The organism is Ruegeria sp. H4, assembly GCF_056533065.1.
Window position 1 is genome coordinate 37,574 of record NZ_JBQFOC010000001.1, and the last position, 26,872, is coordinate 64,445.

25 protein-coding genes and 1 tRNA gene are annotated in these 26,872 nt (G+C 56.5%); 4 read left to right on the forward strand and 22 right to left on the reverse strand.

Going from position 1 to position 26,872, the window contains the following annotated elements:
- Positions 1 to 70: 70 nt before the first annotated feature.
- The 8 genes from ACR0KG_RS00155 to ACR0KG_RS00190 all read right to left on the reverse strand — a co-directional run bounded on the left by ACR0KG_RS00155 (position 71) and on the right by ACR0KG_RS00190 (position 8,065).
- Positions 71 to 1,915, reverse strand: coding sequence for a GumC family protein (locus tag ACR0KG_RS00155; RefSeq protein ID WP_480545288.1), 1,845 nt, complete (start codon positions 1,913 to 1,915; stop codon positions 71 to 73).
- Positions 1,916 to 2,209: 294 nt separating this feature from the next.
- Positions 2,210 to 3,436: a flavin monoamine oxidase family protein gene (locus ACR0KG_RS00160; RefSeq protein ID WP_480826127.1), complete on the reverse strand. Its 1,227-nt coding sequence runs from the start codon at positions 3,434 to 3,436 to the stop codon at positions 2,210 to 2,212.
- A gap of 17 nt (positions 3,437 to 3,453) precedes the next feature.
- Positions 3,454 to 4,290, reverse strand: a complete 837-nt coding sequence (locus tag ACR0KG_RS00165; RefSeq protein WP_480826128.1) for a sterol desaturase family protein — start codon at positions 4,288 to 4,290, stop codon at positions 3,454 to 3,456.
- Positions 4,287 to 4,844, reverse strand: coding sequence for a TetR/AcrR family transcriptional regulator (locus ACR0KG_RS00170; RefSeq protein ID WP_480826129.1), 558 nt, complete (start codon positions 4,842 to 4,844; stop codon positions 4,287 to 4,289). Before ACR0KG_RS00170 ends, ACR0KG_RS00165 begins: the two co-directional genes overlap by 4 nt.
- Before the next feature lie 156 nt (positions 4,845 to 5,000).
- Positions 5,001 to 5,600, reverse strand: coding sequence for a rhomboid family intramembrane serine protease (locus tag ACR0KG_RS00175; RefSeq protein ID WP_480826130.1), 600 nt, complete (start codon positions 5,598 to 5,600; stop codon positions 5,001 to 5,003).
- A 46-nt stretch (positions 5,601 to 5,646) separates the two neighbouring features.
- Positions 5,647 to 6,753, reverse strand: coding sequence for a saccharopine dehydrogenase family protein (locus ACR0KG_RS00180; RefSeq protein ID WP_480826131.1), 1,107 nt, complete (start codon positions 6,751 to 6,753; stop codon positions 5,647 to 5,649).
- Positions 6,746 to 7,459, reverse strand: a complete 714-nt coding sequence (locus ACR0KG_RS00185; protein WP_480826132.1) for a DUF4166 domain-containing protein — start codon at positions 7,457 to 7,459, stop codon at positions 6,746 to 6,748. Before ACR0KG_RS00185 ends, ACR0KG_RS00180 begins: the two co-directional genes overlap by 8 nt.
- A 42-nt stretch (positions 7,460 to 7,501) precedes the next feature.
- A complete protein-coding gene (locus tag ACR0KG_RS00190; protein ID WP_480826133.1) occupies positions 7,502 to 8,065 on the reverse strand; it encodes a GbsR/MarR family transcriptional regulator in 564 nt (187 codons plus the stop codon).
- Between the two features lie 300 nt (positions 8,066 to 8,365).
- Between ACR0KG_RS00190 and ACR0KG_RS00195 the strand changes: the two genes are divergently transcribed.
- Positions 8,366 to 9,283 carry an alpha/beta fold hydrolase gene (locus ACR0KG_RS00195; RefSeq protein WP_480826134.1) on the forward strand — a complete coding sequence of 306 codons (918 nt, stop codon included), beginning with the start codon at positions 8,366 to 8,368 and terminating at the stop codon, positions 9,281 to 9,283.
- 72 nt (positions 9,284 to 9,355) lie between these two features.
- Here ACR0KG_RS00195 and ACR0KG_RS00200 read toward each other — a convergent pair whose 3' ends face one another.
- Both ACR0KG_RS00200 and ACR0KG_RS00205 read right to left on the reverse strand, forming a co-directional pair.
- On the reverse strand, positions 9,356 to 11,335 hold the full coding sequence (locus tag ACR0KG_RS00200; RefSeq protein WP_480550323.1) for a bifunctional 2',3'-cyclic-nucleotide 2'-phosphodiesterase/3'-nucleotidase: 1,980 nt from the start codon (positions 11,333 to 11,335) through the stop codon (positions 9,356 to 9,358).
- Positions 11,336 to 11,612: 277 nt separating this feature from the next.
- Positions 11,613 to 11,688: transfer RNA gene (locus ACR0KG_RS00205), tRNA-Lys, on the reverse strand.
- A 211-nt stretch (positions 11,689 to 11,899) separates the two neighbouring features.
- Here ACR0KG_RS00205 and dapF point away from each other — a divergent pair.
- Both dapF and mtaB read left to right on the forward strand, forming a co-directional pair.
- Positions 11,900 to 12,742: a diaminopimelate epimerase gene (dapF, locus tag ACR0KG_RS00210; protein WP_480826135.1), complete on the forward strand. Its 843-nt coding sequence runs from the start codon at positions 11,900 to 11,902 to the stop codon at positions 12,740 to 12,742.
- A complete protein-coding gene (mtaB, locus tag ACR0KG_RS00215) occupies positions 12,739 to 13,995 on the forward strand; it encodes a tRNA (N(6)-L-threonylcarbamoyladenosine(37)-C(2))-methylthiotransferase MtaB (protein ID WP_480826136.1) in 1,257 nt (418 codons plus the stop codon). The genes dapF and mtaB overlap by 4 nt, the downstream gene beginning before the upstream one ends.
- Before the next feature lie 144 nt (positions 13,996 to 14,139).
- Here the strand turns inward: mtaB and ACR0KG_RS00220 are convergent, their stop codons facing one another.
- Genes ACR0KG_RS00220 through petA form a run of 3 tightly spaced genes read right to left on the reverse strand, consistent with a single transcriptional unit; the run spans position 14,140 to position 16,876 of the window.
- Positions 14,140 to 14,928 carry a cytochrome c1 gene (locus tag ACR0KG_RS00220; RefSeq protein ID WP_480826137.1) on the reverse strand — a complete coding sequence of 263 codons (789 nt, stop codon included), beginning with the start codon at positions 14,926 to 14,928 and terminating at the stop codon, positions 14,140 to 14,142.
- A gap of 17 nt (positions 14,929 to 14,945) precedes the next feature.
- The gene (gene petB, locus ACR0KG_RS00225; RefSeq protein WP_170534382.1) at positions 14,946 to 16,277 is read right to left on the reverse strand and encodes a cytochrome b; all 1,332 of its coding nucleotides are present in this window, start codon (positions 16,275 to 16,277) and stop codon (positions 14,946 to 14,948) included.
- A gap of 14 nt (positions 16,278 to 16,291) precedes the next feature.
- The gene (gene petA, locus ACR0KG_RS00230; RefSeq protein WP_480550355.1) at positions 16,292 to 16,876 is read right to left on the reverse strand and encodes a ubiquinol-cytochrome c reductase iron-sulfur subunit; all 585 of its coding nucleotides are present in this window, start codon (positions 16,874 to 16,876) and stop codon (positions 16,292 to 16,294) included.
- A 458-nt stretch (positions 16,877 to 17,334) separates the two neighbouring features.
- Between petA and ACR0KG_RS00235 the strand changes: the two genes are divergently transcribed.
- Entirely contained in the window at positions 17,335 to 17,778 is a 444-nt protein-coding gene (locus ACR0KG_RS00235) for a c-type cytochrome (RefSeq protein ID WP_480826138.1), read from the forward strand.
- A 44-nt stretch (positions 17,779 to 17,822) separates the two neighbouring features.
- Here the strand turns inward: ACR0KG_RS00235 and ACR0KG_RS00240 are convergent, their stop codons facing one another.
- The 9 genes from ACR0KG_RS00240 to ACR0KG_RS00280 all read right to left on the reverse strand — a co-directional run bounded on the left by ACR0KG_RS00240 (position 17,823) and on the right by ACR0KG_RS00280 (position 26,863).
- On the reverse strand, positions 17,823 to 19,319 hold the full coding sequence (locus ACR0KG_RS00240; protein WP_480827314.1) for a mannitol dehydrogenase family protein: 1,497 nt from the start codon (positions 19,317 to 19,319) through the stop codon (positions 17,823 to 17,825).
- Entirely contained in the window at positions 19,319 to 20,092 is a 774-nt protein-coding gene (locus ACR0KG_RS00245; RefSeq protein ID WP_480826139.1) for an L-iditol 2-dehydrogenase, read from the reverse strand. Before ACR0KG_RS00245 ends, ACR0KG_RS00240 begins: the two co-directional genes overlap by 1 nt.
- Complete coding sequence (locus tag ACR0KG_RS00250; protein ID WP_480545274.1) at positions 20,089 to 21,093, reverse strand: ABC transporter ATP-binding protein; 1,005 nt, start codon at positions 21,091 to 21,093, stop codon at positions 20,089 to 20,091. Before ACR0KG_RS00250 ends, ACR0KG_RS00245 begins: the two co-directional genes overlap by 4 nt.
- Positions 21,094 to 21,105: 12 nt before the next feature.
- On the reverse strand, positions 21,106 to 21,936 hold the full coding sequence (locus ACR0KG_RS00255; RefSeq protein WP_170568548.1) for a carbohydrate ABC transporter permease: 831 nt from the start codon (positions 21,934 to 21,936) through the stop codon (positions 21,106 to 21,108).
- Between the two features lie 12 nt (positions 21,937 to 21,948).
- Complete coding sequence (locus ACR0KG_RS00260) at positions 21,949 to 22,815, reverse strand: carbohydrate ABC transporter permease (RefSeq protein WP_170534370.1); 867 nt, start codon at positions 22,813 to 22,815, stop codon at positions 21,949 to 21,951.
- Positions 22,816 to 22,922: 107 nt separating this feature from the next.
- A complete protein-coding gene (locus ACR0KG_RS00265; RefSeq protein WP_480826140.1) occupies positions 22,923 to 24,227 on the reverse strand; it encodes an ABC transporter substrate-binding protein in 1,305 nt (434 codons plus the stop codon).
- A gap of 95 nt (positions 24,228 to 24,322) precedes the next feature.
- Positions 24,323 to 25,348 carry a LacI family DNA-binding transcriptional regulator gene (locus tag ACR0KG_RS00270; RefSeq protein WP_480550363.1) on the reverse strand — a complete coding sequence of 342 codons (1,026 nt, stop codon included), beginning with the start codon at positions 25,346 to 25,348 and terminating at the stop codon, positions 24,323 to 24,325.
- A gap of 142 nt (positions 25,349 to 25,490) precedes the next feature.
- Positions 25,491 to 25,943 (reverse strand): SRPBCC family protein, encoded by a 453-nt coding sequence (locus tag ACR0KG_RS00275; protein ID WP_480826141.1) that lies wholly within the window; start codon positions 25,941 to 25,943, stop codon positions 25,491 to 25,493.
- Positions 25,944 to 26,050: 107 nt separating this feature from the next.
- Positions 26,051 to 26,863 (reverse strand): XdhC family protein, encoded by an 813-nt coding sequence (locus ACR0KG_RS00280; protein ID WP_480826142.1) that lies wholly within the window; start codon positions 26,861 to 26,863, stop codon positions 26,051 to 26,053.
- Positions 26,864 to 26,872: the final 9 nt, after the last annotated feature.

The following is a 26,872-nucleotide window of genomic DNA, read 5'->3' on the forward strand; positions in this document are numbered from 1 at the left end:
ATTCAACCTATGTCATCGCGTGGATGTCACCTTCCCCGGTCGAGCCTGCTAACCGCCGATCTCCAAGGCGCTATTTGTAATAGTCATAGTGCCCATAGTAGCCTTCATATCCGATCCAGCGGAACTTTTTGGGATCGACGTCATTCAAGATGGTTCCGATGACATTGACATCGGCCTGAGATAGGCGCCGCGTGACCGCCTGCACGGCGTCTTGGGGCGATCTGCCCCAGCGAACCACAAGGATCGCGGCATCGATCAAAGTGTTGTTCCGATAGACCTCATCCATGACCAGCGCGGGCGGGGTATCGATCACCACCAGATCGTACCTGGATGTCAGCGTGTCCTTCAGCTTGCGCAGCTTCATTTCGGCATCATCTGTCAGCTCGCGCGTTGGGGATTCGACCGTGATCAGGTCCAGCTTACCCGGCGCATCCTGGGCGCCAACAACCTGTTGCGGAACGATGTCATACGAGTACAGGTCCGAGCATTTGATATCAGCGCTGTCCGGGATCAGAAGCTTGGTTGCCCCTTTTCGGTACACATCCAGATCAACAAGGGCGACATTCATTCCATCTGCGGCCGCCGTGGTCGCCAGCACCGTACTGATGAATGATTTCCCTTCGTTGGGCAGCGCCGATGAAACCAATACCACCTTCGAGTGTTGAAACTTGATGCAGTTGGTCAGAATCCCGCGTGCCGTTTCTGCCAGAGGGGTCCGTGGGTTCTCAATCGGTTCGAACACGGCAGCAGCACGCCCTTTTGGCCCGTATTTCTGCTTTACGAAATAGCCAAGATTCTGCAGCCCTGTCGCATTGAAAATCTGTTTCTCGGTCTTGATTGTTCGATCAAGCCCTTCCCGGATCAGTGCCAGAACAAAGCCGATCATGATCGACATCGCTCCGGCCAGGGCAACTGTCAGCGCACGATTGGGCGCGTATGGCACTTGTGGAACGCGGGCGACGGACACCTGGCTTGTGCCTGCTTCGATCTGGCCGCTTCGGGTTTCCAGCAGATTCAACTCATCAACCGAGGCCTGATACCGCGACCTGAGCAGCTCGATTTCCCGCTCCTTACGCAGCAGCGTCAGCTCTTGCCGGGTTCTGAGTTGAAGCCGTTCCTCAGCGGCGGCCAGTTCTTCACGCAACACCAGTTCTTCTTCCGGTGGAACGTTTTGCTCCAGACCAATGGACAGGATGGTGCGGGCCCGCTCGGCCGCGCTGCGCAATTGGTCCAACAGCTGCTCGTCATCCAGATTGTCCGAGCGGATAAAATTCGCCAGGTCCGCTTCGTTGCTGGTAAGTTCTTCGCCCAGCAAATTGACACGCCGCCGTACGTCATCGATGTTTTTGTCCAAACGATTAATACGTTCGCCAAGCTCGTTACTTATGTACTGCGTGATGACCGTATTGGCCAAAGCAGCAGACAGTTCGGCATCTGTGGACCGACCCTCCACCGAAATCGCTAAGCTTTCGCCAGCGCGGGACAGGCTGTATGAGCCCAGAACTTTGTCAATCACAGCCTCGCGATGCAGCGCCGCAGGTTGTTCGAGCCCGGTATCGGGGTTTATGCGCGAAACGAAACTATCATCCTCAAACAGGCCCAGTGTTTCCGCCACTTGACCCGCGAAATCGCGCGATTTGAGCTTTTCGATCTCGGTCTCGATACTTGATCGACCCAGTTCAATGGTTTCAAGACGCCCCGTCGTGTCACTGTATCGTGTCTCTGACAAAGACAGCACCATCTGGGCGACGGTGCGGTACCTGTCGGGAACCGTCCGCATGTACAGAGACGTCAAAATCACTGCGATTCCAAACAGGAAGGCCACAGGAAGCAGATTGCGCCGGATCACCAGCCATATGCTGACAAACTCTCCCGGGTCGCCCTGACCACCTTGAAAACCATTGTTGGAAAGCACAGGAATACTCCAAAATTTCAGATACAATCTTCAACTGGCCCAGAGGCGCTGCGCGCAAGAAGATTGAAATACCGGGTGTTTGTAAAGCTACTTTAACGGCCTTGATTTACGATCTGTAGGCGTCATCAATCACCAGTCATGATGCCGCTCTTCGGTTTGGTAGAACTTATTACAATACTGGGCGGAAATAGAAAGCTCTGCAGCGCAGCTTTTGAAACTGGCCGTCACTGCTGAATAAGGATTGGGAACGCCAGATTTAAGAGAATACGACGCCTTGCAGAGGTGCGGCGACCGCTAATCAAAAATAGGATATGCAGTGTCGAGTGTTTTCTGGGCGCGTTCGACAATCTTTGCATCAGACAAATTCGCCAAATCCCGCGCAGGCTGTGCGCCGTTAAAGGCCATGATGATCGGCTGCCCGGTATAGGGATAAAGGTTTAGCCATTGGTTGAATTGGCCCTGCGGCAAACCGGTTTCCGGTGTGATGATCCATGTTTTGTCGGCATCCCAGAAGACATCTTTATACCGCAGATACACTTTGTCTAACGTCCCCATACCAAGACTTGCGATGGCGCTTTGCTTTTCAGCTGGCAAAGGCGGAGAGAAGGTGATCGAACCCTGTTTCAGCACACCCAACGGAACCGTCACGATAACTGTGTCGAACCTGTCCGATTGCCCGGCCTTGTCTTCCAATCGAACGCCTTCGCCATCAAACTCGACACGCGCCAATTCGCGATTCAACTGGATGTCGAAGTCGTTGGAAAACGCGTCGAGCAGCTGTGCATAGCCCCCCGGGAAGACCACCTCTTCCCCGCCATAGTCAGTATCTCGCAGATAGGCCAAGACATTGATCTCGGCAGTATCCGCGCCTGCGCTGTGCTGAACGGACACAACATTATCAACCCAATCAGGGGTATCATCAACCGGTATTTCGCGCCCATCACTGCCACGAATGACATAGCTATTCGTCGTTGCCAGGGTTGCTACGCCCTGTGATTTCGCAAGCTGTGTTAGCGGATTGCCATCGGTGCCGTGTATCCAGCTCGCGCCCAGATCAAGCGCTGTGCCAAGGCGATTGTCGGTCCAAATGCGTCCACCAATACGGTCACGCGCTTCCCAGATCGTGACATCATATCCGCGCCTGGCCAGCGCATCCGCAGCGGCAAGGCCGCTCATCCCTGCGCCGATGATGGCAACCGTTTTGGCGTCTGTTTTTGAAACCGCCTCTGCTGCCAAGATCCCGGATTCATAGGCGGCATGTACCGTGCTGTTATAGGAAGGATGCGTGGCCTCACCCGCAAAAAACAGGCGATCACCGACTGGACGACCCAAGGCTACGTGATCCTTACGCCAAGATCCTTTGGCAACATAGGAATAGGACCCAAGGCTGTATGGATCGCGGCTCCAATTTGTACGGAGATATCCGGTTGCGGCGTGTGTGCCCTGCGCGGCCCCGACCAGAGGAACAAAGCCAGACGCCAAGGCACCCAAAGCTGCAGCTAAGAAATCTCTGCGATCCATTTTAAGCCTCTATCTGGTTACTTCTTCGGTTCCCAGCCCGGCGGGCGGAACAGAATGGCAAAGGCATCGCGGATGCTTCTGGATTTCGCAATATCCCGGATCAGGTCAGGCCATTCCGAAAACCACACTTTGATCGGGTTCTGACTGTTGAAATCACGTGTCAGGCCATAGCGTGGGGTTTCTTCTTCGACCTGGAATGTACCCCAAATCCGATCCCAGATAATGAAGATACCGCCATAGTTCTTATCAAGATATTTATCATCGCACCCGTGGTGAACGCGGTGATGAGACGGCGTGTTCATCACATATTCAAGTGGTCCCAATTTGCCGATCAGTTCCGTGTGCAACCATGTCTGATAAGCCAGCACTGCGATCACACCAAGCACAATCGCCTCGGGTGCAAACCCCATCAGGGCCAGTGGTAAATGGGCGATCAGGGACCATACGCCTTCCAAGGGGCCAAATCGGATACCGGTGATGATGTTCATATCGCGCGAGGAATGATGCACCGCATGCTGGGTCCAGAGCAGGCGCACTTCGTGGGCAATTCGGTGTTCCCAGTAGTACGTGATATCGGCCAGCACGATCACAAGGATCACACTCCACCACGTCACGGGGATGGCCCATGGCAAACCCTGAGAAATGATCCAGTACAGCCCGTAGGCCCCAGTCAGAACAAAGGTTTCAATCAACAGATACGGAATCTGGGTCGAGGCGCTTGCCAGCATTTCGCCGAACGTCTTGGCTTTGAAATCGCCTTTAAAGAGCATCTCGGCGACTTCGATCAACAAGATCGCAGCGCCGATCAGAAAGAACACATCGTCGATCTGTGTGGTCAGGGTTTCGAGATTCATTGAGCCCCTCCTTTCAATCCTTGGGAAAGTGTTCGCCAGGCCAAATCGGCAGCTTGCTTGGCTGTTGCCTCGCCGGATTGGACAAGAGACCAGCCGGCGTAGATGAGGTTTTCATAGGCCTCAACAATCCAGTCAGTTGGAACGTTCGGGTCAAACGCGCCTTCTTGTTTGGCCGCGTCGACATCGCGCCGAAGCTCCTGAAGGCCTTTGTCATAGGCTGCGGCTATTTCAGGGTCTGCCTCCAACCCCTCATTGGCCAGAAACAACTGACGGTTTGCCAGTGGAACAATTGCGTGCAGTGACAGCCGAAAACCTTCTTCATAGCTTGTTGCACCTGCCGTGGCCTGTTCAACAGCTTCATCAAGTTCGGCTATTGCGATCTTTGCCAAGGCGCGCATCAGTTCGGGCCGTCCGGGGAAATGCCGATGCAGCGTCGCACGGCCCACGCCGGCATGCTGTGCGACATCGCCAAGTGAGGCGGCCTGGTTCTGCGAAAAAACCTCGAACGCGGCTTCGATGATGGCATCTTTGGTGGTTGGTCGAATTACACTCATGAGACATAGATGTATCATATGAGACTTGAATTCAACCCCACCCGCGATCATAGATGCTTACCCGGCCAGCAAGCCCGCAATCAGCTATCGTTTTTTAAGGATCGAGCCAAAGATGACCGCAAGCATGTCTCTGCCGGTCGTCCTTGTCGGACGCCCCTATCGCTGTTCGACATTCCCGATACGCGGCGCATGAACATGGGTGCGGATCACAAGGGCTGCAACGGCTCCGGCCAGGGCACCAAACAGATGCGCCTCCCACGAGACATCCGGTTGGCCGGGCAAAACGCCCCAGATGATCGAACCATAGACCAAAGCCACCAAGAACGCGGCCCCAAGCGTCACCGGAGACCTGTCGACCACACCACGCGCGACAAGAAACCCGAACCACCCAAACACCAGACCAGATGCGCCGATATGGATGGCGTTGCTGCCAAAAAGCCAAACGAGCGCGCCGCCCAGGGCGATAATGACGGCATTCACCAACAGAAGCGCGCGCGTTGCGGTCAGCGCAAGCAACGCGCCCATCAACACAAGTGGCGGTGTGTTGGACATGAGATGAGAGAAGCTGGCGTGCAGAACCGGCATCCCGAAAATCCCGTCAATCCCGCCGATATGCCGGGGGATCAAACCGAAGGCCAGGTTCAAACGATAGCCCAGCGCCCAGTTGATGACCTGTATCGCCCATAGCGCACCAATGAAGATAGCCAGCGCCCAAAGTCGTTTTCGAACCACACTGTTGTTGTTCTGAACTGTCATCTGGACCAGATAATTCCTTCGCAAAAACCGATCAAGAAGGGCTGGGTTAGACCGTCTTGTCCAACCGAATGGCAATCGCCAGATCGCTCATGGCGTCTTCAACAACGACTCTGGGCATCTCAGCCAAACATGGGCGCGCACCTGAACGCGGTTTGACATTCCCGCGCAGGATTGCACGACAGGTGATACCCGGCACAAACGGGCCATCTCCGTCCTCGGCGATCAGAGTCCATGTGCGGTTAATGTTCTGACCGTTTTTCCGCCCCGTGACATGCACCTGCATCCCCCCGCGATCTGTTCCAAACGGATAGAGCGCTTTCGACAACCAGTAGAGCGCCGAATACGCCGTTTCGGGCAGGGAAAGGCGCCAGCGGCGGCGGAACCAGGCCAATGCGGACAGAGATGCATTCATCACGCCTAGTTCCAAACCCGCCCGAAACATGACGGTTGAGGCGGCAATCCTGTCTGGCAGCAGGTGAATGTCGGGGACGTCCACGAAATAACCAGCACGCCGCAGACCCGGCGCAAGCGAGTAGATTTTGCGATCTGTCCAGCCCCGCACGGTCTGCCAACTGCCATCCCGAAGAACCTGTGAGGGGCGGCCAACGCCGCTGACAATGCTCTTGATCACCGACATCCCGCGCGGCGCCCGGTTGCCCGGCAGTATTGCAATGTCGATAAGGTCGATCTTGTCCAGCCTGTCGATCAGATCTTCAACGATGATCGAGGACAGGCCGGGTACGCTGGACGCGCCCGAAAGCACAAAGACATTTGCGGCCTCGGCCTGTGCGTTCAGCCCCGCGATACCCATTGTGAATTCTGAACTGTCGGACAGATCCAGATAGTGGCAGCCATGCTGAACACATAAGCGCGGGACAAGATATGGATCAAAGCCATAATGCTGGAACGGCCCCGCCGCATCGATAACAACATCCGGCGCGACACTGAAAATGACCTCGGGTGCAGAGTGAATATCGACCGCCAGGGTCTCTGCCCCGAGTTCTCGGGCAAGGGCGCGACCCTTTGAAGGCCGCCGCCCGGCCAACCACAGTTGATGCCCATCGCGCGCAAGCAAACGGGCAGTCAACGCACCAAAGACGCCATATCCACCGATGATCACAACCTTCATGGCGTGGTTTGGGAAGTCAGGCATCGGTCGCCTCAACGATCTCGGCATCGAAGAAAACGGCATCCTGATATATGACCGAACCCAACAGCCGATGAGTCAGTGCCAGTGTGAACTTGAACTGCCCATCACCCAGTTCTTCATGCCCGATGACAAGATTGCCCGGGCACACCCATTTGGGCAAAGGGATGCGCCAGCGGCCCAGTTTCACAAAATAGCTGTCGCTGATGAACAGCAAGGCGTTCCGGGTGCTTTGCAACCGCAATGCAATGCCAATTCCATAGCCTATGTATTCCTCTAACCCGGTCGGACCGTCGAAGCGTTTGGAGCTGCTGACAATCTGCGGAAACCCCGAGGACCGGCCATATTGCCTAATCCAGAATTGACCCCCGGTTGCAACGTCTTCGGTGACAACCACAACGGCAGAGCGCCCGGCAGATGTGCGATCAAACGGCAGCGGTGCGCCTATGGCTCGCATGACAAAAGCCAGCAATCGCCCGGCCAGATTCATCTGCATCTCGGACACGCGACCCTGATAAACAAGACTGGCACCTCCAGACAATCGTTTGCTAAAGCGCCGCCTGATCGCAGCGGGCAATCGGTTCCATCCGTCTTGCCCCAACAGCTCGAAGAAACGGGTATCCCCTTGGTGCCGATCAGATGGCTGCGTTTTGACATCAGCCTCAATAGGCTGAGCGTTTTGAAAGGGCTGTGCTTCGTATTTTTCGAACATTCTGTTATTTCCGTCAGAAGAGAATTTATAAGTCAAAAATTCTTAACCGCTTGGCTTGCCCCCTGTGAGCTTCAGAAATGAGGCGACTTTGCTGCCCATCTTCATAAGCATGATCAGCTTGGGCCGAGGAACCGTCAGCATATCGTGATACCACCTGTCAGCCGTGCTCAGGAAATCCTGCATCGCCTGCATACGCTGCAATACCTCCGGCTCTAGCCCACTTTCGCTTTCAGCCTGCGCGACACATGTGCGAATGGCTGCAGCAGCGGGATCGATCTCACGCTCTTTGCGGCCTTGCGCGATGCGGATCACCATCTCCCAAACATCGGTCTCGGCCTCGAAATGTTCACGCCGCTGACCCGGAATCGGCACCCGCCGGATCAAACGCCAGCTGACAAGTTCTTTCAAAGAGTTCGACACATTTGAACGCGCGATCCCAAGCGCCTCGGAGATTTGTTCCGCATTCATCGGCTTGGTGCTGAGGAACAGCAGCGCGTGGATCTGCGCCACAGATCGATTGACGCCCCATTGGGTGCCCATATCGCCCCAATATAGGATGAACTGACTGGATGCGTTGGATTTCGATATGTCAATAATTTCTGTCATGACAGAAATATCAGATGCAACAATGCAAAAGTCAAGTCTGAAGAGTCGATCTGTGATCTCTTTGCCGTGTGCTTTGATCCGGTATACTCTGATCAGACGGGCCGTTGCCGAAAGCCTTGCAATGGTCGATTTGAATGAATGTATTGAGCTGAACCAAGCCGTGGTTGACAGAAGCGCCTAGCCTACACCTTTGCGGATGTGGCGAGATTCAAGGCGCGACACCCCATCCACCATGGCGCATTTTATATGACAATCACAGCGACGGTCGGAATGTGCCGAAGCAATTCAAGGAGATTGGGTATGGGGATTTTGGAATCAGAATGGCGGAACGATGAATACGCGCGCAAGGTGATGGTAGGCCCCGACCATAAGCCGTCGCCCGAGTGTTTCTTGGATCTCGAACATGGCCAAACCTACTATGAGTTAGACAACAAAGAGGAGGACAAAGGTAAACCTTTGCTCATCTGCATTCACGGTTGGTCAACCGCAAGCTATGTGTGGACCGCGCTGAAACCCGAGCTGCGCAAGAAAGGCTACCGCATCCTCAGCTATGATCTGTACGGGCGTGGATATTCCAGCCGTCCCGATAATGTGGCGCACACGGCAGAGCTGTTCACACGCCAACTGACCCAAATACTGGTACACCTGAAACTGAATGACCGAAAACTGAACATCGTTGGATACTCGATGGGTGGTGCCATTGCCGCGCGTTTCGTGAGCGAACGGCCGGGTGACGTCGAACGTCTTCTGCTGATTGCTCCGGCTGGCATGGCGGTTCAAAAACCGTTCCCCCGCTTCGTCGCCCGGCAGATTCCCAGGCTTTCCGATCCAATCATTTCAGAGTTTTTACCCTGCGCCCTGTGGAAACAGTTCAAGAGAGCAGCAAGAGACTTTCCGAATGACAAGAACGTGCAGTTTGTCCTTGAGAATCAACTGGCAGAGCTGGAGTACCGGGGGTACATCCCAGCGCTGTTATCCTCATTAAAGGGAGTGCTGGCATCCAAGATGAGGGCCGAGCATGAGGCGATTGCAGATTCAAACGTGAAAGTTCTGGCAATCTTTGCGGACCAAGACAGCACCATACCTCATCCTGATGCGCAAAGGCGCTTTGACAGATGGAACCGGAATCAAGTTAGCCACGTGATCGAAGGGGCAGGTCACGCAGTGACCTATACCCATGCGCAGGAAATCATTACAAAAACTGGTAACTTCTTGTAGGCCTTCCGCCACTGGGTCTTCCGCCACCGCAATATTACCGTGGCGGAAGAAGTCATCAAATTGGATCAGGCGTCAGAGTTTGATCCGGAAGGCGGCAAACCCGTCTGCACCTTCGCCGGCATCCTCGATCGTGACCCCTTTGACATCGCTCATATAGTCGCGGGCTTTCGGGCCGGTTTCAAACAGAACCGTGGTGCCCTCAAGCGGAGCAAAGGACCAGTTGGCGTCTGCCTTTGGATCGATGGTGCCCTGCTCAACGATGTAACGCACTATGACATCGCGGTTGGTATCAGGCGCTTCGAACACCACTGTATCGCCCAACGCGCCAGGGAAGGAGCCCCCACCCGAAGCGCGATAATTGTTGGTGGCGATGATGAACTCCATGTCATCTGTAACCGGCTCACCGTTGAAGGCAAGGTTCACGATCCGGGCGGCGTCTGGGTTGACCTCTTCCCCTTTCGGTCCAAAGCGCGAGGGTTGTGATAGGTCGATCTGATAGGTCACGCCATCCATCACGTCGAAATTATAGGACGGGAAATCCGGGTTCAGCAGGATCGCATCTTCCGCACCAACTTCAACCTGATTGAACATGCCCGCCGACCGCTCTAGCCAGCCCCGGACCTGAGCGCCGTTCACACGCACCGCGCGCACCGTGTTGGGGTACAGATACAGGTCAGCCACGTTTTTGATCGCCACATCACCGACTGGAACATCGGTGTAGTATTCAGGACCGCCCCGGCCACCAGCCTTGAACGGAGCCGCTGCCGAAAGAATCGGCAGGCCTTCGTGCTCGGTGCCCTTCATCATCTCTTCGACATACCATTTTTGCGCGATTGAGACGATCTGGACGGACGGATCATCCGCGACCAACGCAAAATAGCTGTGCAGCGGGGCCGAGGTTTTGCCAACAGCGCGCCGGACATAGGCCAGCGTTTCATCGTGATCCTGCGCAACCGAGTCGAGCACCGTCTGATCATCACCCACCAAAGCGGTGATGGAACGATCTTCGTTGCGTTTGGAAATCGGGCGCGCCTCGGACGTGGTGGTGACCACCCGCCATTCATTTCCATCCCGCTCCAACAACAGATCCAGCAGACCAAGATGCGAGCCCCAGAAGCCACCCATGACAGCGGGCTTGCCCATCAGCGTGCCCTTTTCCACGTCAATACCAGGGCGATCCGCAAAGGTTGGTGATGGGAAGACAAGGTGATTGTGGCCCGTGACCAGCGCGTCGATGCCATCAACTCCGGCCAGAACGACCGAAGCATTCTCCATCCCGTCCGCATGATCGGCCTCGCCAATCCCCGAATGCGACAGCGCAATGATCAGATCACAGCCCTGTTCCTTCATCTCGGGCACATAGGCTTGCGCGGTCTCGACGATATCACGCGCCTCGACATTGCCCTCAAGGTGCTTGCGATCCCAGTTCATGACCTGCGGCGGGGTAAAGCCGATCACCCCGATCTTGATCGGATGCTTGGTGCCGTCGCCCATTTCAATCTCACGATCCAGGATCGCGTAGGGTTTCACCAAGGTCTTGTCATCGCGCGGGTTTGCGCCTTTTTCCTTGGCGACATTGGCCAGAACAACCGGGAATTCGGCCCCGGCCAGGGCTTTGTCCAAAAACTCCAGGCCGTAGTTGAACTCGTGATTGCCCAGTGTCGCCGCATCATAGCCAACCGTGTTGAAAGCAGTGATGATCGGGTGGCTGTCGCCTTCTTTCATGCCCCGTTCATAGGCGATGTAGTCACCCATCGGATTGCCCTGCAGAAAGTCGCCATTATCGACCAGCAGAGAGTTCGTCGCCTCTGACCGGATCTCATTGATGATCGACGCGGTGCGGGACAGGCCAACCGTATCTCGGGGTTTGTCTGCGTAATAGTCGTAGGGGAAGACATGGACGTGAATGTCAGTGGTTTCCATGATCCTCAGATGCGCCTGGTTGCTCGCTGCAGCCGCCGAGAACGGGTGCAACGTAATAGCCGCAACACTTGCAGTTGTTGTGGCGAGGAACTGGCGGCGAGAAATCTGATTGCGGCTGGAGAAAGACATAGGTCACCTTTCGAGTTTGTGAATCAACGCGCCTTTTCTGAACTTTTGACTACACGCGTGTGACAAGAGAGGTCAGATTTTCGGGTACGTCAAAATCAAGGGCAATGCGCTGCACCATATCTCAATATGACATGATTCCCAGAGCGTCACGGGATAAAGAACGGAATTCTGCCGAGGGATCCCGCCAGCTCGGCAAAGGGTGCAACCCGCCAGAGTGAACCGGCTCCCAATGGTCCAGGCCCGGAATCGCCACGTCAAACATGTTCTTTGAAAAAAGTGGTGAGCCGTGCAGGATTCGAACCTGCGACCCACTGATTAAAAGTCAGTTGCTCTACCAACTGAGCTAACGGCCCACTCTTTTGTTGGATCTTGCTGATCCGTGGCGCTCTGTAAGGTATTTTCCCGATCAGGTTCAAGACCTTATTTCACACCTCGTTTCGCCTGTGTTTTAGATGTTTCCGGCGACCCGATAGGCGGCCTACTTAGGCAGGTGGCGCGGGGGGGTCAAGACCTTTTTTCACGAATCGTGGCGACAGGGTGGATTCATTATTCCACCGACGTTATATGCCCGCCATGCAACAGAGACTCGATACCGGTTTGCCCTTCATGAAGATGCATGGGCTGGGCAATGACTTCGTCATTGTCGATGCACGCGAACATGCGTCATCGATCACTCCGGCTATGGCCAAGGCCATCGGGCATCGCCAGTTTGGCGTTGGCTTCGATCAACTGGCTGTTATCGAAAACGGCGCCGAAGATGCGCATCTGGTATTCTATAACGCCGATGGTTCGACCTCGGCCGCTTGTGGCAACGCCACGCGCTGCATTGCCCGGTTTCTAATGGACGAGGCTGGAAAGTCCGAGCTCTCATTGACCACCGAACGGGGCTCTCTCGCGGCCAAAGATGCGGGCGATGGTATGACCTCGGTCAATATGGGGCACCCGCAGCTGAATTGGCGTGACATTCCTTTGGCCGAAGAAATGGATACGCTGGAACTGCCGATAGAAGGCGCACCCACCGCGACCGGCATGGGCAATCCACATTGTACGTTTTTTGTTGAAGACGCCGAGGCGATTCCCCTCACTGAATTCGGGTCACGGTACGAACACCACCCGCTCTACCCCCAGCGCACAAATGTGCAGGTGGCGCAGATCATCGGTAAAGACCATATCCGAATGCGGGTGTGGGAGCGGGGCGTTGGCATCACCCTGGCCTCGGGCTCGTCCTCCTGCGCTACAGCCGTCGCGGCCGCGCGCCGTGGCCTGACAGGCCGCAAGGTTCAAATCGAACTGGATGGCGGTACCATCTGGATCGACTGGCGCGACGATGGCGTCTGGATGACAGGACCAACAGCCCATGTGTTTTCCGGCACCCTGACACCCGAATTCTTAAGGTCTTTGGGATGAGCGCCCCAAAGTTCACCACCCTGGGCTGCCGCCTCAACGCCTATGAAACCGAGGCGATGAAGGAACTGTCCCAGCAGGCTGGCCTGACCGACGCGGTCGTGGTGAACACTTGCGCGGTGACGGCCGAGGCCGTCCGCAAAGCCCGTCAGGAAATCCGAAGGCTGCGTCGGGAAAACCCTGACGCGCGCCTGATTGTCACCGGCTGCGCGGCACAAACCGAACCTGAGACCTTTGCAAAAATGGATGAGGTCGACGCGGTCATCGGCAACACCGAAAAGATGCAGCCCGATACCTGGAAGGGGATGGCTGCAGATTTCATTGGCGAGACCGAGGCGCTTCAGGTTGATGACATCATGTCGGTCACAGAAACCGCCGGTCATCTGATCGATGGCTTCGGTACTCGATCCCGTGCCTATGTACAGGTCCAGAACGGCTGTGACCACCGTTGCACCTTTTGCATCATCCCCTATGGCCGAGGCAATTCACGCAGTGTGCCCGCAGGCGTCGTAGTGGATCAGATCAAGCGTTTGGTTGATAGGGGCTACAACGAGGTTGTGCTAACCGGCGTCGACCTGACCTCATGGGGCGCGGACCTGCCTGCGCAGCCCAAGTTGGGTGATCTGGTAATGCGCATCCTGAAGCTGGTGCCAGATCTGCCGCGCCTGCGGATCAGCTCGATCGATTCCATCGAAGTGGATGAGAACCTGATGCAAGCCATCGCGACCGAGCCACGCCTGATGCCGCATCTACATCTGTCCCTGCAACACGGCGACAACCTGATCCTGAAACGGATGAAACGCCGCCACCTGCGCGACGACGCCATCCGCTTCACCGAAGAGGCGCGCAAACTGCGACCCGAAATGACTTTTGGCGCCGACATCATCGCCGGGTTCCCGACTGAATCAGACGCCCATTTTGAAAACTCACTGAAACTGGTCACTGAATGTGATCTGACCTGGCTGCATATCTTTCCGTACTCAAAACGCGACGGCACTCCGGCGGCGCGCATCCCGCAGCAGGTCAACGGCACAATCATCAAAGCCCGCGCCGCCCGTCTGCGCAAAGCCGGTGAGACACAGGTCGCCAAACATCTCGCTTCCCAGATCGGCAAGACCCGTCAAGTTCTGATGGAAAACACGCATATGGGCCGAACCGAACAATTTACCGAAGTGACCTTTGACGCGCCCCAAGCCGAAGGCCAGATCGTAACTGCAACGGTCACCGGTCACACTGCGACACAGCTAACAGCCTGATCCACTCTTCATCTGGCCAGAAATATCCCGGGGATGAATTGGCCAAAGGCCAAGAAGGGGCTGGCCCCTTCAGCCCACCCTTAAAGCAAAAACCCCCGCGACCTGATGGTGCGGGGGTTTCCAATTCCAATCCGATAAGAACGATCAGTCGTTACGCGCTTTGCCCTTATGCGGTGCCCAAAGACGCTTGTTCACCAGATACAGCAGCACAGACAGAACCGTCAGGAAGATCACGCCGACAAAACCGGCATTCTTACGGTCGATCAACTTTGGCTCGGCTGTCCACATCAGGAACGCAGCCAGGTCTTCCGACATATGCTCAACGTCATTTGCGTGACCATCGGCAAACTCGACCTGCTCATCCGACAGAGGCGGTGCCATCGAGATCCAACCGCCGGGGAAGGCTTTGTTCTCGTACAGGATGGTTCCCGCCTCTTCTTTCTCTTCTCCTGTATAGCCATTCAACAGGGACGCGATGTATTCTGCGCCACCCATGCCTTTGACCAGCTGGTTGATCCCCAGACCATAAGGTCCGTGGAATCCTGCACGCGCCTTGGCCATAAGGCTCAGGTCAGGTGCGCCAGCCGCTGTGTTGGCCGGGAAATGATCGGTGGGAATCGCCGGGCGAAAATCTTCAAGCTCAGGATCTAACACCTCGAAGTTGGCGGCCGCATAAGCGATCACCTGTTCTTCCGAATACCCCAGCGCTTCGAGATCACGCAGAGGCACATATTGCAGGCCATGACAGGCTGCGCAAACCTCGGTGTAGATCTGAAGACCGCGCTGCAGCTGGAATTCATCCCAAGTACCAAACGGCCCTTCGAACGAGAACGCATAGTCTTCGATATGCTGCTCACCGCCACCCGCCGCAAAGGTCGAGGCGGGCGCAAGGGCCAGGGCAAACGCGGCACCGATTGCAAGTTTCTTGAACATGTTTCCGGTCCCTCTTCTTACTCGGCCGGCGTGGCTTCGGCGTCAGCCTTGCCATAATGCGCGTTGAAGTCTTCTTCGATCGTTTCAGGTTGTGGCAGAGGCTTCTCGATCACACCAAGTACGGGCAGGATCACGAAGAAATAGGCAAACCAGTAGGCCGAGGCGATCAGCGAGAAGGTCGCATAGGGTTCTTCCGCAGGCATCGCACCCAGCCACATCAGGGCAAAGAAGTCTACGATCAGCAGCAGGAACCACCATTTGAACATCGGGCGATACTGACCCGAACGCACGTTCGACGTGTCCAGCCACGGGGCCAGCGCCATCGCCAGGATCGCGCCGAACATTGCAACCACACCAAAGAACTTGGCATCGACGATGCCGCCGGTGATGAAGCTGGCGAACTGTACAACCCAGACTTCGCCGGTGAAGGCCCGCAGGATCGCGTAGAAGGGCAGGAAGTACCATTCGGGAACGATATGCGCAGGCGTAACCAGCGGGTTCGCTTCGATATAGTTATCGGGGTGACCCAGGTAGTTCGGCATGTAGCCGACGATGGCCCAGAACACGACCATGATAACAGCCAGTGCGAACAGGTCCTTGATCACGAAGTAGGGCCAGAAGGGCAGCGTGTCTTTCTCGGCCTCGGCTTTCGAGCCACGGCGAACCTCAACACCCGTTGGGTTGTTGTTGCCGGTGGTGTGGAAGGCCCAGATATGCACTATAACCAGCGCCGCAATGATAAACGGCAGCAGATAGTGCAGCGAGAAGAAGCGGTTCAGCGTGGCATTGTCCACAGCCGGTCCGCCCAGCAGCCAAGTCTGGATCGCATCACCCACAAACGGGATCGCGCCAAACAGGCCGGTGATCACGGTCGCACCCCAGAAGGACATCTGACCCCAGGGCAGAACGTAGCCCATGAAGGCCGTGCCCATCATCATCAGGTAGATGAGCATCCCGATGATCCACGTGATCTCACGCGGGGCTTTGTACGAGCCATAGTAGAGGCCGCGGAACATGTGGATATAGACCGCAACAAAGAACAGCGACGCGCCATTCATGTGCAGATAGCGGATGAAGTAACCACCATTCACGTTGCGCATGATGTGTTCGACGCTAGCGAAGGCCAGATCGACATGCGGGGTGTAGTGCATCACCAGAATGATACCGGTGACGATTTGCAACACCAGGCAGAACGCCAGAACGATACCCCAGATCCACCACCAGTTCAGGTTCTTGGGAGTCGGGATCATTAGGGTGTCATACAGTAGGCCGACGATGGGCAGGCGGCTATGCAGCCACTTTTCGCCATTTGTCTTCGGCTCGTAGTGATCGTGGGGAATTCCGGACATAAGTTGGGTCTCCCTTAGCCGAGTCGGATTGTCGAATTGTCGACCCATTCCGCAGGCGGAACAGGCAGGTTTTCAGGCGCGGGACCCTTGCGGATACGACCGGCCAGATCATAGTGCGAGCCGTGGCAGGGGCAGAACCAGCCACCAAAGTCCCCGGCATCGCCCAGCGGCACACAGCCGAGGTGCGTACACACACCCATCTGAACGATCCACGCGCCCGGCGCTTCGCCTTCGGGCGAGGGCATAACGCGGTTCGCGTCAGTTGCGGGCGCATCGGCGTTCAGGTTGAAGTTACGTGCCAGCGGATCCGGCAGGGCATCGACGCCTTCGGCGTCCTGCTGTTGCGCTTCTGCGATTTCTGCGCCGGTGCGATGACGAATGAAAACCGGTTTGCCCAACCACTTGACGGTCAATTGCGTACCCGGCTCAACCCCGCTGACATCCACGCGGATCGAGGACAGGGCCTGAACATCTGCGGATGGGTTCATCTGGTTGATCAGGGGCCATACGGCTGCCCCGGTAGCAACGACACCTGCGCCGCCAGCGACGTAATACAGGAAATCTCTGCGGGTGCCTTCGTGGTCTTCTGCGTGGGACACGAGGTAATCTCCGATTGTCTGGCGCCCGCGTGCGGGCAAATAGCTCGTACACCGCACGAAGGCGGTGTCTTAACCGCGTTGTCTACCGACGCAATTAGTATTCGTCCAGCGGTCATAAACGCGCAATACGCCGCATCTGTGTATTTTGTCACGACACACCGGGTTTTTTGGGGATTCTATATCACTCTGCTTGCCAACAAAACGAATCGAACGGGCCTGATTCGGGCCAGCTTTCTGTACGTCTCGACATCAGCTTTGCCTGTTTCACTGTCCTTAGCTTTCATAAGATTAGTTCGAAACCGGGCACGATCTGGGGCGCGATCATCCCTTTGTTCCGCAACAAATAACACCCCTGAAATAGATGATTTTCACAGCACAAAATCCGGCGGATTTCCGTTGCGCTTCGCCCGGATACATCAGACATCAACTCCTGCGCGAACGTCAATCAGGAGACTACGATGTCAAAACCCCCCTTGGCTGCCGTTCTGTTAACGATTGCCCTGTCTTCCCAGGCCACCGCCTCCGGTGATCCTGTCAAAGGCGAACAGCTTTATAACCGTTGTTCATCCTGCCACGCGATTATCAAGGATGGCGAAGTTCTGGTGAAAGGTGGAATCACCGGCCCCAATTTATATGGCGTAGTTGGCCGCATCGCCGGAACCGAGAACGACTACCGCTATGGCAGTGAGCGTCTGCCTATTGGCATGTTCACCGATGACATGATCCGCGCGGGCGAGGAAGGTCTGGTTTGGACCGAAGCCAACCTTATCGCCTATACGCAGGATCCGATCAGTTTCATCAAAGAGTATCTGAACGACGAGGCCGCTCGCCCGAACATGAGCGTTAAGCTCAAAAAAGGCGCGGAAGATATTACCGCCTATCTGGCAACCTTCGGCGACTAGGCAGGGTGGTCTAAAGTGAAGGCACCCCGATTTCGCGCGGGGTCTTACGACCTGACATATCTGGCAATTGCGGCACGGCTCCCCTCTTGCCAGATACAATCCAGCCAATCGACGAAAGCTTGGGCAAACCGTTGGTCCTGCCCCACCTCACCATAGAGGTTAGCCACACCCAGCCATTGTGCGGGATTTGCCCGAGTCACGCGGGCGGCGGCCTGCAAGTCTGGCCAAATTGGGTCATTGGGCGCAATCGTGGTCCCATCCTCGCGCGCGCCAGCGCACATACGGCACCAGAAGGCTTCGGCCAAGGCCAACCCCGACAAGGACGCGCCCGAGGATATCGCATCGCGTAGCGATGGAAACAGAAACCCCGGATGCCGGGCTGATCCATCAAAGGCCACACGACGTGTGGAATCACGGATCGTCGGGTTCAGGAACCTGCGCTCAACCTGCTTTAGATACGCATCTGGGCTGGTCTCGGGCACGCCTTCGATATGAGGCAGTATCTCTTCGATCTGGACCTTGCGAAAAAAGGCCGAGAGGTCTGCATCCTGCAGGCAGTCCGAAATCGTAGGCAGGTTCAGAACCTCACCCGCATTGGCCAGTATCTGGTGACCACCATTCAGAATGCGCAGCTTCAACGCCTCATAGGCATGCACATCCTTAGTGATGGCTACGCCAAGCGTTTCCAGAGGTGGACGTCCAGCGCAGAAATCATCCTCGATCACCCATTGGCGGAAGTTCTCGTGCGATACCGGGGCGGCGTCTGTGATGCCCAGCGCCTGACATTGGCTGCGAAGGTCATCCGACGTGGCAGGCACGATGCAATCCACCATCGAGTTTGGAAAGGCCCCGGTCTGGTCGATCCACTCCGCAAGATCGGGATCGGACAGGCGCGCCAACCCGACCACACTGTCACGCAGGATCGCACCATTGCCTTGCAGGTTGTCGCAGCTGAGCGCCGTGAAGGGTGCATGCCCGGCAGCGCGCCGACGCTTCAACGCGGCAACAAGTGCGCCGAAAACGGTGCGCGGCCGTTCCGGGTTCTGCGCATCATGGCGAATATCATCATGTTCCGTATCGAACACACCCGTTTTGGCGTCCAGATAGTATCCGCCTTCGGTAATGGTAAGCGACACGATGTGGATGGCAGGGTCTGACATTCGTTCGATCAGCGGCCCGTTACCCGGCTCAATCGGCACATAGTCGATCATCGGGCCAATCACTTCGGCGGATAAGGCCGCCGGATCAAGCTCAACCAGCGTTGTCAGGCAATCTTGCTGGATCAGCTTTTCGCGTAACTCGGCGTCATAGCTGCGGACACCCGCGCCGATGATGGCCCAGTCCAACGCCAGACCTTGCTGCATCAGCCGGTGGATATACCACGCCTGATGCGCGCGGTGAAAATTGCCAAGACCAATATGGACAATACCGGGCGTCAGGTCCTCGCGCCGGTAGCGGGGCGTTTTAACATCTGCAGGAAGCTGGGACAGATTGTCCAACCGCAGCTTCACTGGTGTATGAGTACGCGCCAATGGATCCATCAGCTCATCCAATTTCCGCCATCCACGTTGTAGGTCTGTGCGACGACATAGTCCGCTTCATCTGAGGCCAGAAACACCGCCATCCCGGTCAGATCCTCGGCACGCCCAATACGGCCATGCGGAACCGCAGCGGCGACCTCGCGCTTTTTCTGTCCCGGTGGCTTGCCCTCGTGCTTTGCGAAGAATGCATCGACCCCGTCCCAATGCTCGCCATCCACCACACCCGGCGCAATCGCGTTCACATTGATGCCATGTTGGATGAGGTTCAGCCCGGCGGATTGGGTCAACGAGATAACGGCCGCCTTGCTGGCACAGTAAACCGCGACCAAGGGCTCTCCGCGTCGGCCGGCCTGCGACGCCATGTTGATAATGCGGCCTTTGATCCCCTGTTCGACCATGTGCCGTGCGACAGCCTGCAGGGTGAACAAAGTGCCGGAGACATTGATATCGAAGACGCGCTGATAGTCGGTACGCTGAATCTCAACGACCGGCGCGGCAGTGAATATCGCAGCGTTGTTGATCAGGATGTCGACCTGACCAAAGCGATCCACCGTCTGCCCGATCGCACTATCAATGCTGTGCTGGCTGGTGACATCCATCTCAACCGCAATCGCGGCTTCGCCGATCTCCTGTGCGGCCATTTGCGCGCGGGCGATATCGATATCAGCCAATGCCACGCGCGCGCCTTCCGCGATATAGGCCTTGGCAAAAGCCAGCCCAATCCCGCGCGCCGCGCCTGTGATCAGCGCCGTTTTGCCCGCCAAGCGTTTCATTCGATCCGCAATCCTTTGGCGTCAAATCGATGAATGACGTCCGAGCGCGGGGTCAGGTGAATACGATCCCCGTGCCGGAACCCGACCTCGCCATCTGCGCGGACGGTGATCGTTTCGGCCAGCCCGGTTTCGTGGATATGGAAGAACGTGTCCGATCCAAGATGTTCGGATACGCCCACAACACCAGACCATGTACCGCCGCTCTCGGACACAGTGATATGCTCGGGCCGGATACCAATCGTCTGCGCATCATGTTTTGCGGCCTCTTCGCCTTCGATAAAGTTCATCTTTGGCGAGCCGATGAAGCCTGCCACAAACAAGTTTCGCGGGGTACGATAGAGCTCCAGAGGCGAGCCCACCTGTTCGATCACACCGGCCTGAAGGACAACGATCTTGTCTGCCATGGTCATGGCTTCGACCTGATCGTGGGTCACGTAGATCATGGTGGTCGCCAGACGTTCGTGCAGCTCACTGATCTCTAGCCGCATACCGACGCGCAGTGCCGCGTCAAGGTTCGATAGAGGTTCGTCGAACAAGAACGCCGCCGGCTCGCGCACGATAGCGCGCCCAATGGCAACACGCTGGCGTTGTCCGCCGGAGAGCTGTCCGGGACGGCGGTCCAGATAATCGGTCAGGTTCAGGACGCTGGCGGCGCCTTCGACGCGCTTGTCGATCTCGGCCTGATCCAACTTGGCCATACGCAACGGGAACGCGATGTTCTTGCGCACTGTCATATGCGGATAAAGCGCATAGGACTGGAACACCATCGCCAGCCCTCGCTTCGCAGGCGGAACATCGGTGGCGTCCGCGCCGTCAATGTCGATAGAGCCTGAGGTGATATCCTCCAACCCCGCGATCAGCCGCAGCAGGGTGGATTTACCACAGCCCGAGGGGCCGACGAAGACGGTGAACTCGCCATCTTCGATGGTCAGGTCCAGCGGTGGAATGACCTCAACGTCGCCGAAGCTTTTGGTCACGGACTTGAGTTGAATACGTCCCATTTGTCGTGTTCCTTATTTCACAGCGCCGAAGGTCAGGCCGCGGACAAGTTGTTTCTGGCTGAACCAGCCAAGGATCAGGATTGGCGCAATCGCCATGGTCGAGGCCGCGCTGAGCTTTGCAAAGAACAGGCCTTCGGGGCTGGAATAGCTGGCGATGAAGGCTGTTAGCGGAGCCGCGTCGACGGCGGTCAGGTTGAGGGTCCAGAACGCCTCGTTCCACGCCAGGATGAAGTTCAGCAAAACGGTCGAGGCGATGCCGGGAATGGCCATAGGGGTGAGGACATAGAGGATTTCCTCTTTCAACGTCGCCCCGTCCATCCGCGCGGCCTCCAGGATCTCACCGGGAATTTCGCGGAAATAGGTGTAGAGCATCCAGACAATGATAGGCAGGTTGATCAGCATCAGGACAACGACCAACCCTCCGCGCGTGTCCAGCAGACCCAGCCGAATGAACAGCAGGTAGATCGGGTAGAGAACGCCGACCGCAGGCAACATCTTGGTGGACAGCATCCACAGCAGGATGTCCTTGGTGCGCTTGGACGGAACGAATGCCATCGCCCAAGCCGCAGGTACGGCAATGATCACGCCCAGAATGGTCGAACCACCGGCTATGATGACCGAATTCCACAGGAACCGCATATAGTCCGAACGTTCCTGCACGACGGCGTAGTTTTCCAGGGTCCAGTTGAAATTCAGGAACAGCGGTGGGCTGGCGATCGCCTGTGCCTCGGTCTTGAAGCTGGTCAGAATGGTCCAGAGGATCGGGAAAAAGATCAACAATCCAACGGCCCAAGCGAGGGCGGTATTCAGCGATTTACGACGGGTTGTGACAGCGCGGGCCATGATCTTACCTCCTCACGCGTCCAGGTTCTTGCCGACGATGCGCATCAGGAAGATCGCAACGATATTGGCTAAGATGATTGCGTAGACACCTCCGGCGGATCCGAGGCCAACGTTTTGGCTTTCCAGCACACGTTGGAAGATCAGGTAGGTGAGTGTTCGGGTGCCGAATGCGCCGCCGGTGGTCACGAAGATCTCGGCGAAGATCGACAAAAGGAAGATCGTCTGGATCAGGATCACGATGGTGATTGCGCGGCTCAGATGCGGCAGGATGATGTGGTAGAAGCGCTTTAGGACTGGCGCGCCGTCCATTTCGGCCGCTTCCAGCTGCTCACTGTCCAGCGACTGGATCGCAGTCAGCAGGATCAGCGTCGCGAAGGGCAGCCACTGCCATGAGACGATCATGATGATCGAGGTCATAGACGCCTCGGACAGCCATGAGATCGGCTCGGCTCCGAAAAAGCGCCACAGATGCGCCAGCAGGCCGTTCACCGGGTCCATGAACATGTTCTTCCAGACCAGTGCCGAAACCGTCGGCATGACGAAGAAGGGTGCGATCACGAGGATGCGGACAACCCCTTGGCCCCACATCGGTTGATCCAGAAGCATCGCCAGAAGGATGCCTAGGACAACGGTGATGACCAGAACCCCTCCGACGATCATCAGCGTTGCCTGAACCGCGGGCCAGAAGGAGCTAGATGATACGAACCGAACGTAGTTGTCGAAGCCGACCCAGCCCAGATCACCACCGCGCAGGGGCAGATATTTCTTGAAGGAAAAATACAGCGTCATCGTCAAGGGTACGAGCATCCAGCCAAGCAGCAGGACCACTGCGGGTGCCATCATCAGCCGGGCAACGGATCGGGAATGTTGGGTCGCCATGATGCAAGACCTCTCTGTTCAGGCACTCGGTTAGCCTGCGAGAAAAACACAAATTGAGAAAGAGGGGAGCGGGGGACAGATCGCCTGTCCCCCACGGGAGGGAAGCCTTAGTAGCCTGCAGCTTCCATTTCTTCGGCTGTGAAGGCCTGCGCTTTGGCAAGCGCCTCGTCCACCGATTGTTGTCCGGCATATACCGCCGAGAATTCCTGGCTGACTTGCGTGGCGATGCCCGCAAACTCAGGAATGGCGACAAACTGAATGCCGGTATAAGGCGTCGGCTGGGCGCAGCAGTTCTGCGGATCAGCGGCAAGGATCGACTTTAGCGTCATCTGCGCAAAAGGGATGTCCTTGTAGTTGTCGTTTTCATACAATGAGGTTCGCGCACCGGGCGGGACATTGGCCCAGCCTTCGTTCTCGGCCACAAGCTCAATGTAGTCTTTCGAGGTCGCCCATTCGATGAACTGCTTTGCGGCATCCTCTTGTTGAGTACCGGCAGGGATGGCCAGCGCCCAGGCCCAGAGCCAATTGGCGCGCTTGTCCACGCCTTCCGAATTTGGCGCCAGTGCAAAGCCGACGTTATCCGCCACTGTTGAATCGTTGGGGTTGGTGACAAATGACGCCGCAACTGTCGCGTCGATCCACATGCCGCACTTGCCTTGCTGGAACAGCGACAGGTTTTCGTTGAACCCGTTGGTCGCATAACCCGCTGGGCCCGATTCATTCATCATATCGACAAAGAAAGTCAGCGCCTCTTTCCATTCAGGCTGATCAAACTGGGGTTTCCAGTCCTCATCAAACCAGCGCGCGCCGAACGAGTTTGCGGTCACGGTGATGAAAGCGCCGCCTTCACCCCAACCGGCCTTGCCGCGCAGGCAGATGCCGTTGATGTCGTTTTCACGATCCGTCATGGCCGCTGCCGCTTCGCGGATGAACTGCCATGTGGGCCCCTCGGGCATTTCCAATCCGGCCTTTTCCATAAGGTCGGTGCGGTACATGATCATCGAGCTTTCGCCGTAAAACGGCGCGGCATAAAGCGTGCCGTCATTGCTCAGGCCACCGGCCATCGCGGGAAGCAGGTCCCCAACATCATAGTCAGCGGACATTCCGTCCAGCGGCACCAACCAACCATTGGCACCCCAGATCGGGGTTTCGTACATGCCGATGGTCATGATGTCGAACTGACCGCCCTTGGTGGTTATATCGGTGGTCACGCGCTGACGCAGCACGTTTTCTTCCAGCGTCACCCATTCCACATCAATGCCGGTCGCTTCGGTGAAATTGTCGGTATAGCCCTGCATCCGGATCATGTCGCCGTTGTTGACGGTGGCGATCGTTATGGTTTGTGCATGGGCCGCTGCCGTAGCGACGAATGTCAGTGCAGTCGCCGCACGAAGTGCGTTCTTCAGATACATCCCTGTCCTCCCTGAGCTTGGATGTCGTGCAGAGAGGGTAGTTCCAAAATTGTCGCGGCGTCAATAAAAACTTTACGCGCGTTAAGTTTATTGACTCACGCAGATTCTCGAAGCACCAGCCGTGCAGGGAACAAAGTTTCGGTCCTCTTGCCAGAATTTCCCGCATTTTCAATAAGTTCAAACAAGGCCTCGACGCTGCGCGCAGCCACGTTGTCATAGTCATGTGCAGCAGTTGTCAGGGACGGACAGGTAAACTTGGCAAAGGGATGATCGTCATTTGATGCAACGCGAAGCGCGCAATCCGGACGCCGCCCAACGCGAATCCCCTGCTCGTAACATGCCGCCAGAAAGCCAATGGCAAGGCGGTCATTGCTGCACAGGACTGAGTCCGTGTGCAGCAGACCTTGATCCAGAACCTTCAAAGCCCCCTGATGGCCGATCTCTTCGAAAGCCCAGCCTTCACCATCGATCTTGATGACATGGGGCTCGAACCCCAAACGATCCATCACCTCGACATACGCCTTACGGCGTTTGTTGGCGTTTGGGTTGGCAGGGGTCCGCATCTCGAAGAATGACGGCGGCTCTCCGGTCCGTGTCATGTATTCCACCGTCTGAGAGACAAAGCTGAAATTGTCCGAACCAATAAATGCAGCACCCAAACCTTCGAGATTACTGTCAAACAGCACGGTCGGGACATTGGCGCAGAACTTTTCGATCTGAGACCGATCCGATGCGCGCCCCAAGGGGGCCAGCAGCACGCCCGCCGGCTTCAGCGACCGCAAACTGTCGAGAATCTCATTCTCCAATTTCTGTTCGCCATGCGAGCTGAACAAGGACGGTCGATACCCCGCAGCGATACAGCTTTGTTCCAGATACCTCGCGATCTCGGCAAAAAACGGGTCAGCGAGATAAGGCACCACGATGCCGATATTCTTGGTCAGCTTACGGTTCTGGTTAACCGCATAGATGTTGGGACGATAATCAAACTGCTCCAGCGCTTCTTCGATCCGTGCCCGCGTCGAGGGCCGAACGCTCTCGGGGTCGTGGAAGTATTTCGAAACCGTCGGCCTTGAGATACCGCTCAGCGCCGCGAATTCTTCCATGTTCTTGATTTTCGTCATGCCTACCGCTTGCGGACCCTTGCTGCCTGTATCTTGTCACAGCTTTTCATTTTCTTTACGCGCGGTAAAAAATCAATAGCGGCGCGTGCCGCTATTTCTGTCCTGTTGGCTGAACGGTGTTGAGTGCTGTTTGTTGCTCGCGTCAGGAAGCCCCCTGCTCGGACACGATCTCACCAAACCGTGTGAAGAATTTTCCTGACAGTTTCTTGGCTGTTCCGGCGATCAAACGGCTGCCCAGCTGTGCGATTTTGCCGCCGATATCCACCTTCGCGGTATAGGCAAGCACTGTCTCATCCCCGTCCTCGGTCAGGGTTACGTCGGCCCCGCCCTTGGCAAACCCAGCAGCCCCGCCTTTGCCTTCGCCAGTTAGCGAAAATCCATCCGGCGCCTTGGCCGTATCCAGCGTTACCTGACCCGCAAACTTGGCTTTGACCGGGCCAATCTTCAGAACCACCTTAGCTTCAAGCTCCTCGGGTGCGGTTTGCGTCAACTCTTCACAGCCAGGGATACATTCCCGCAAAATCTCCGGATTGTTCAGGGCCTTGTACACCACGTCACGCGGGGCCGAGATACGTATTTCGTCGCTCAATTCCATTCAGATCTTTCCTCTTTCAGCAGCATCTCGGGAACACGATCAGCGCCAGCTCTTCTTTTTCCTTCAGGCTAAGATCAGGGCGCTTCGGCCACGTCGCGCGGCACAGCTTAAGCAAGCCTTTCATCATGCGAAACCTCCTGTGCGGTATCACTGTTCCGCCAAAGCACGATCTCAGCCAGGATCGATAAGGCGATCTCGTGCGGGTCAATTGCATGAATATCCAACCCTGCTGGGGACTTAAGGCGCGCAGCGCGCACTGGGTCCATACCCTGACCAATAAGTTTCGCCAACAGCGTATCAGCCTTGCGGCGGCTCGCGACCATCGACACACGATCGGCAGAACTATTCAGCGCAGCCCGAAGTGCAGCACCATCATTGCGACCTTGAGAGGCGACAACCACAAAGTCGCGCCCCTCAATCCCCATATCTTCGACCTGATCGAGTGAAAACCGGTCATAGTCGTCCGAGGCAACAGCCGCATCCTCAAGATAAATACGCAGCCCTGCCAATGCGCCATGGGCGGCCAAGGCCGAAGCAATGGGCGAGTCACCGAAGATCACCAATCGCGGGGCCTGTTGGTAGGGTTCGACCAAAAGATCAACGGTGCCGCCAGATGGGCACCCGCTTTTGAAGGTCTGCACATCATCAGGGTCCGTCATGCTCACCACCTTTTCCGAAGGTTTCACGCGGATCATCTGCGGGACACCACTCGCCAGTGCTTCTTGCGCCGATGTGCGAACAGCCCGCTGTACACAGGCACCACCCAGATGGCCCAAGATATCCCCGTCGCAATTGATCACGGCCTTGCCCCCCGCCTTGGCCGAGGTCGCATCCGCAGTTCGCAGAACTGTCGCTACGCAGAAAGGCTGATCGCTCTGTCTCAACTGCTCGATTCTGTCGAAGATGTCGAAATTCGCCATATTAGAGCC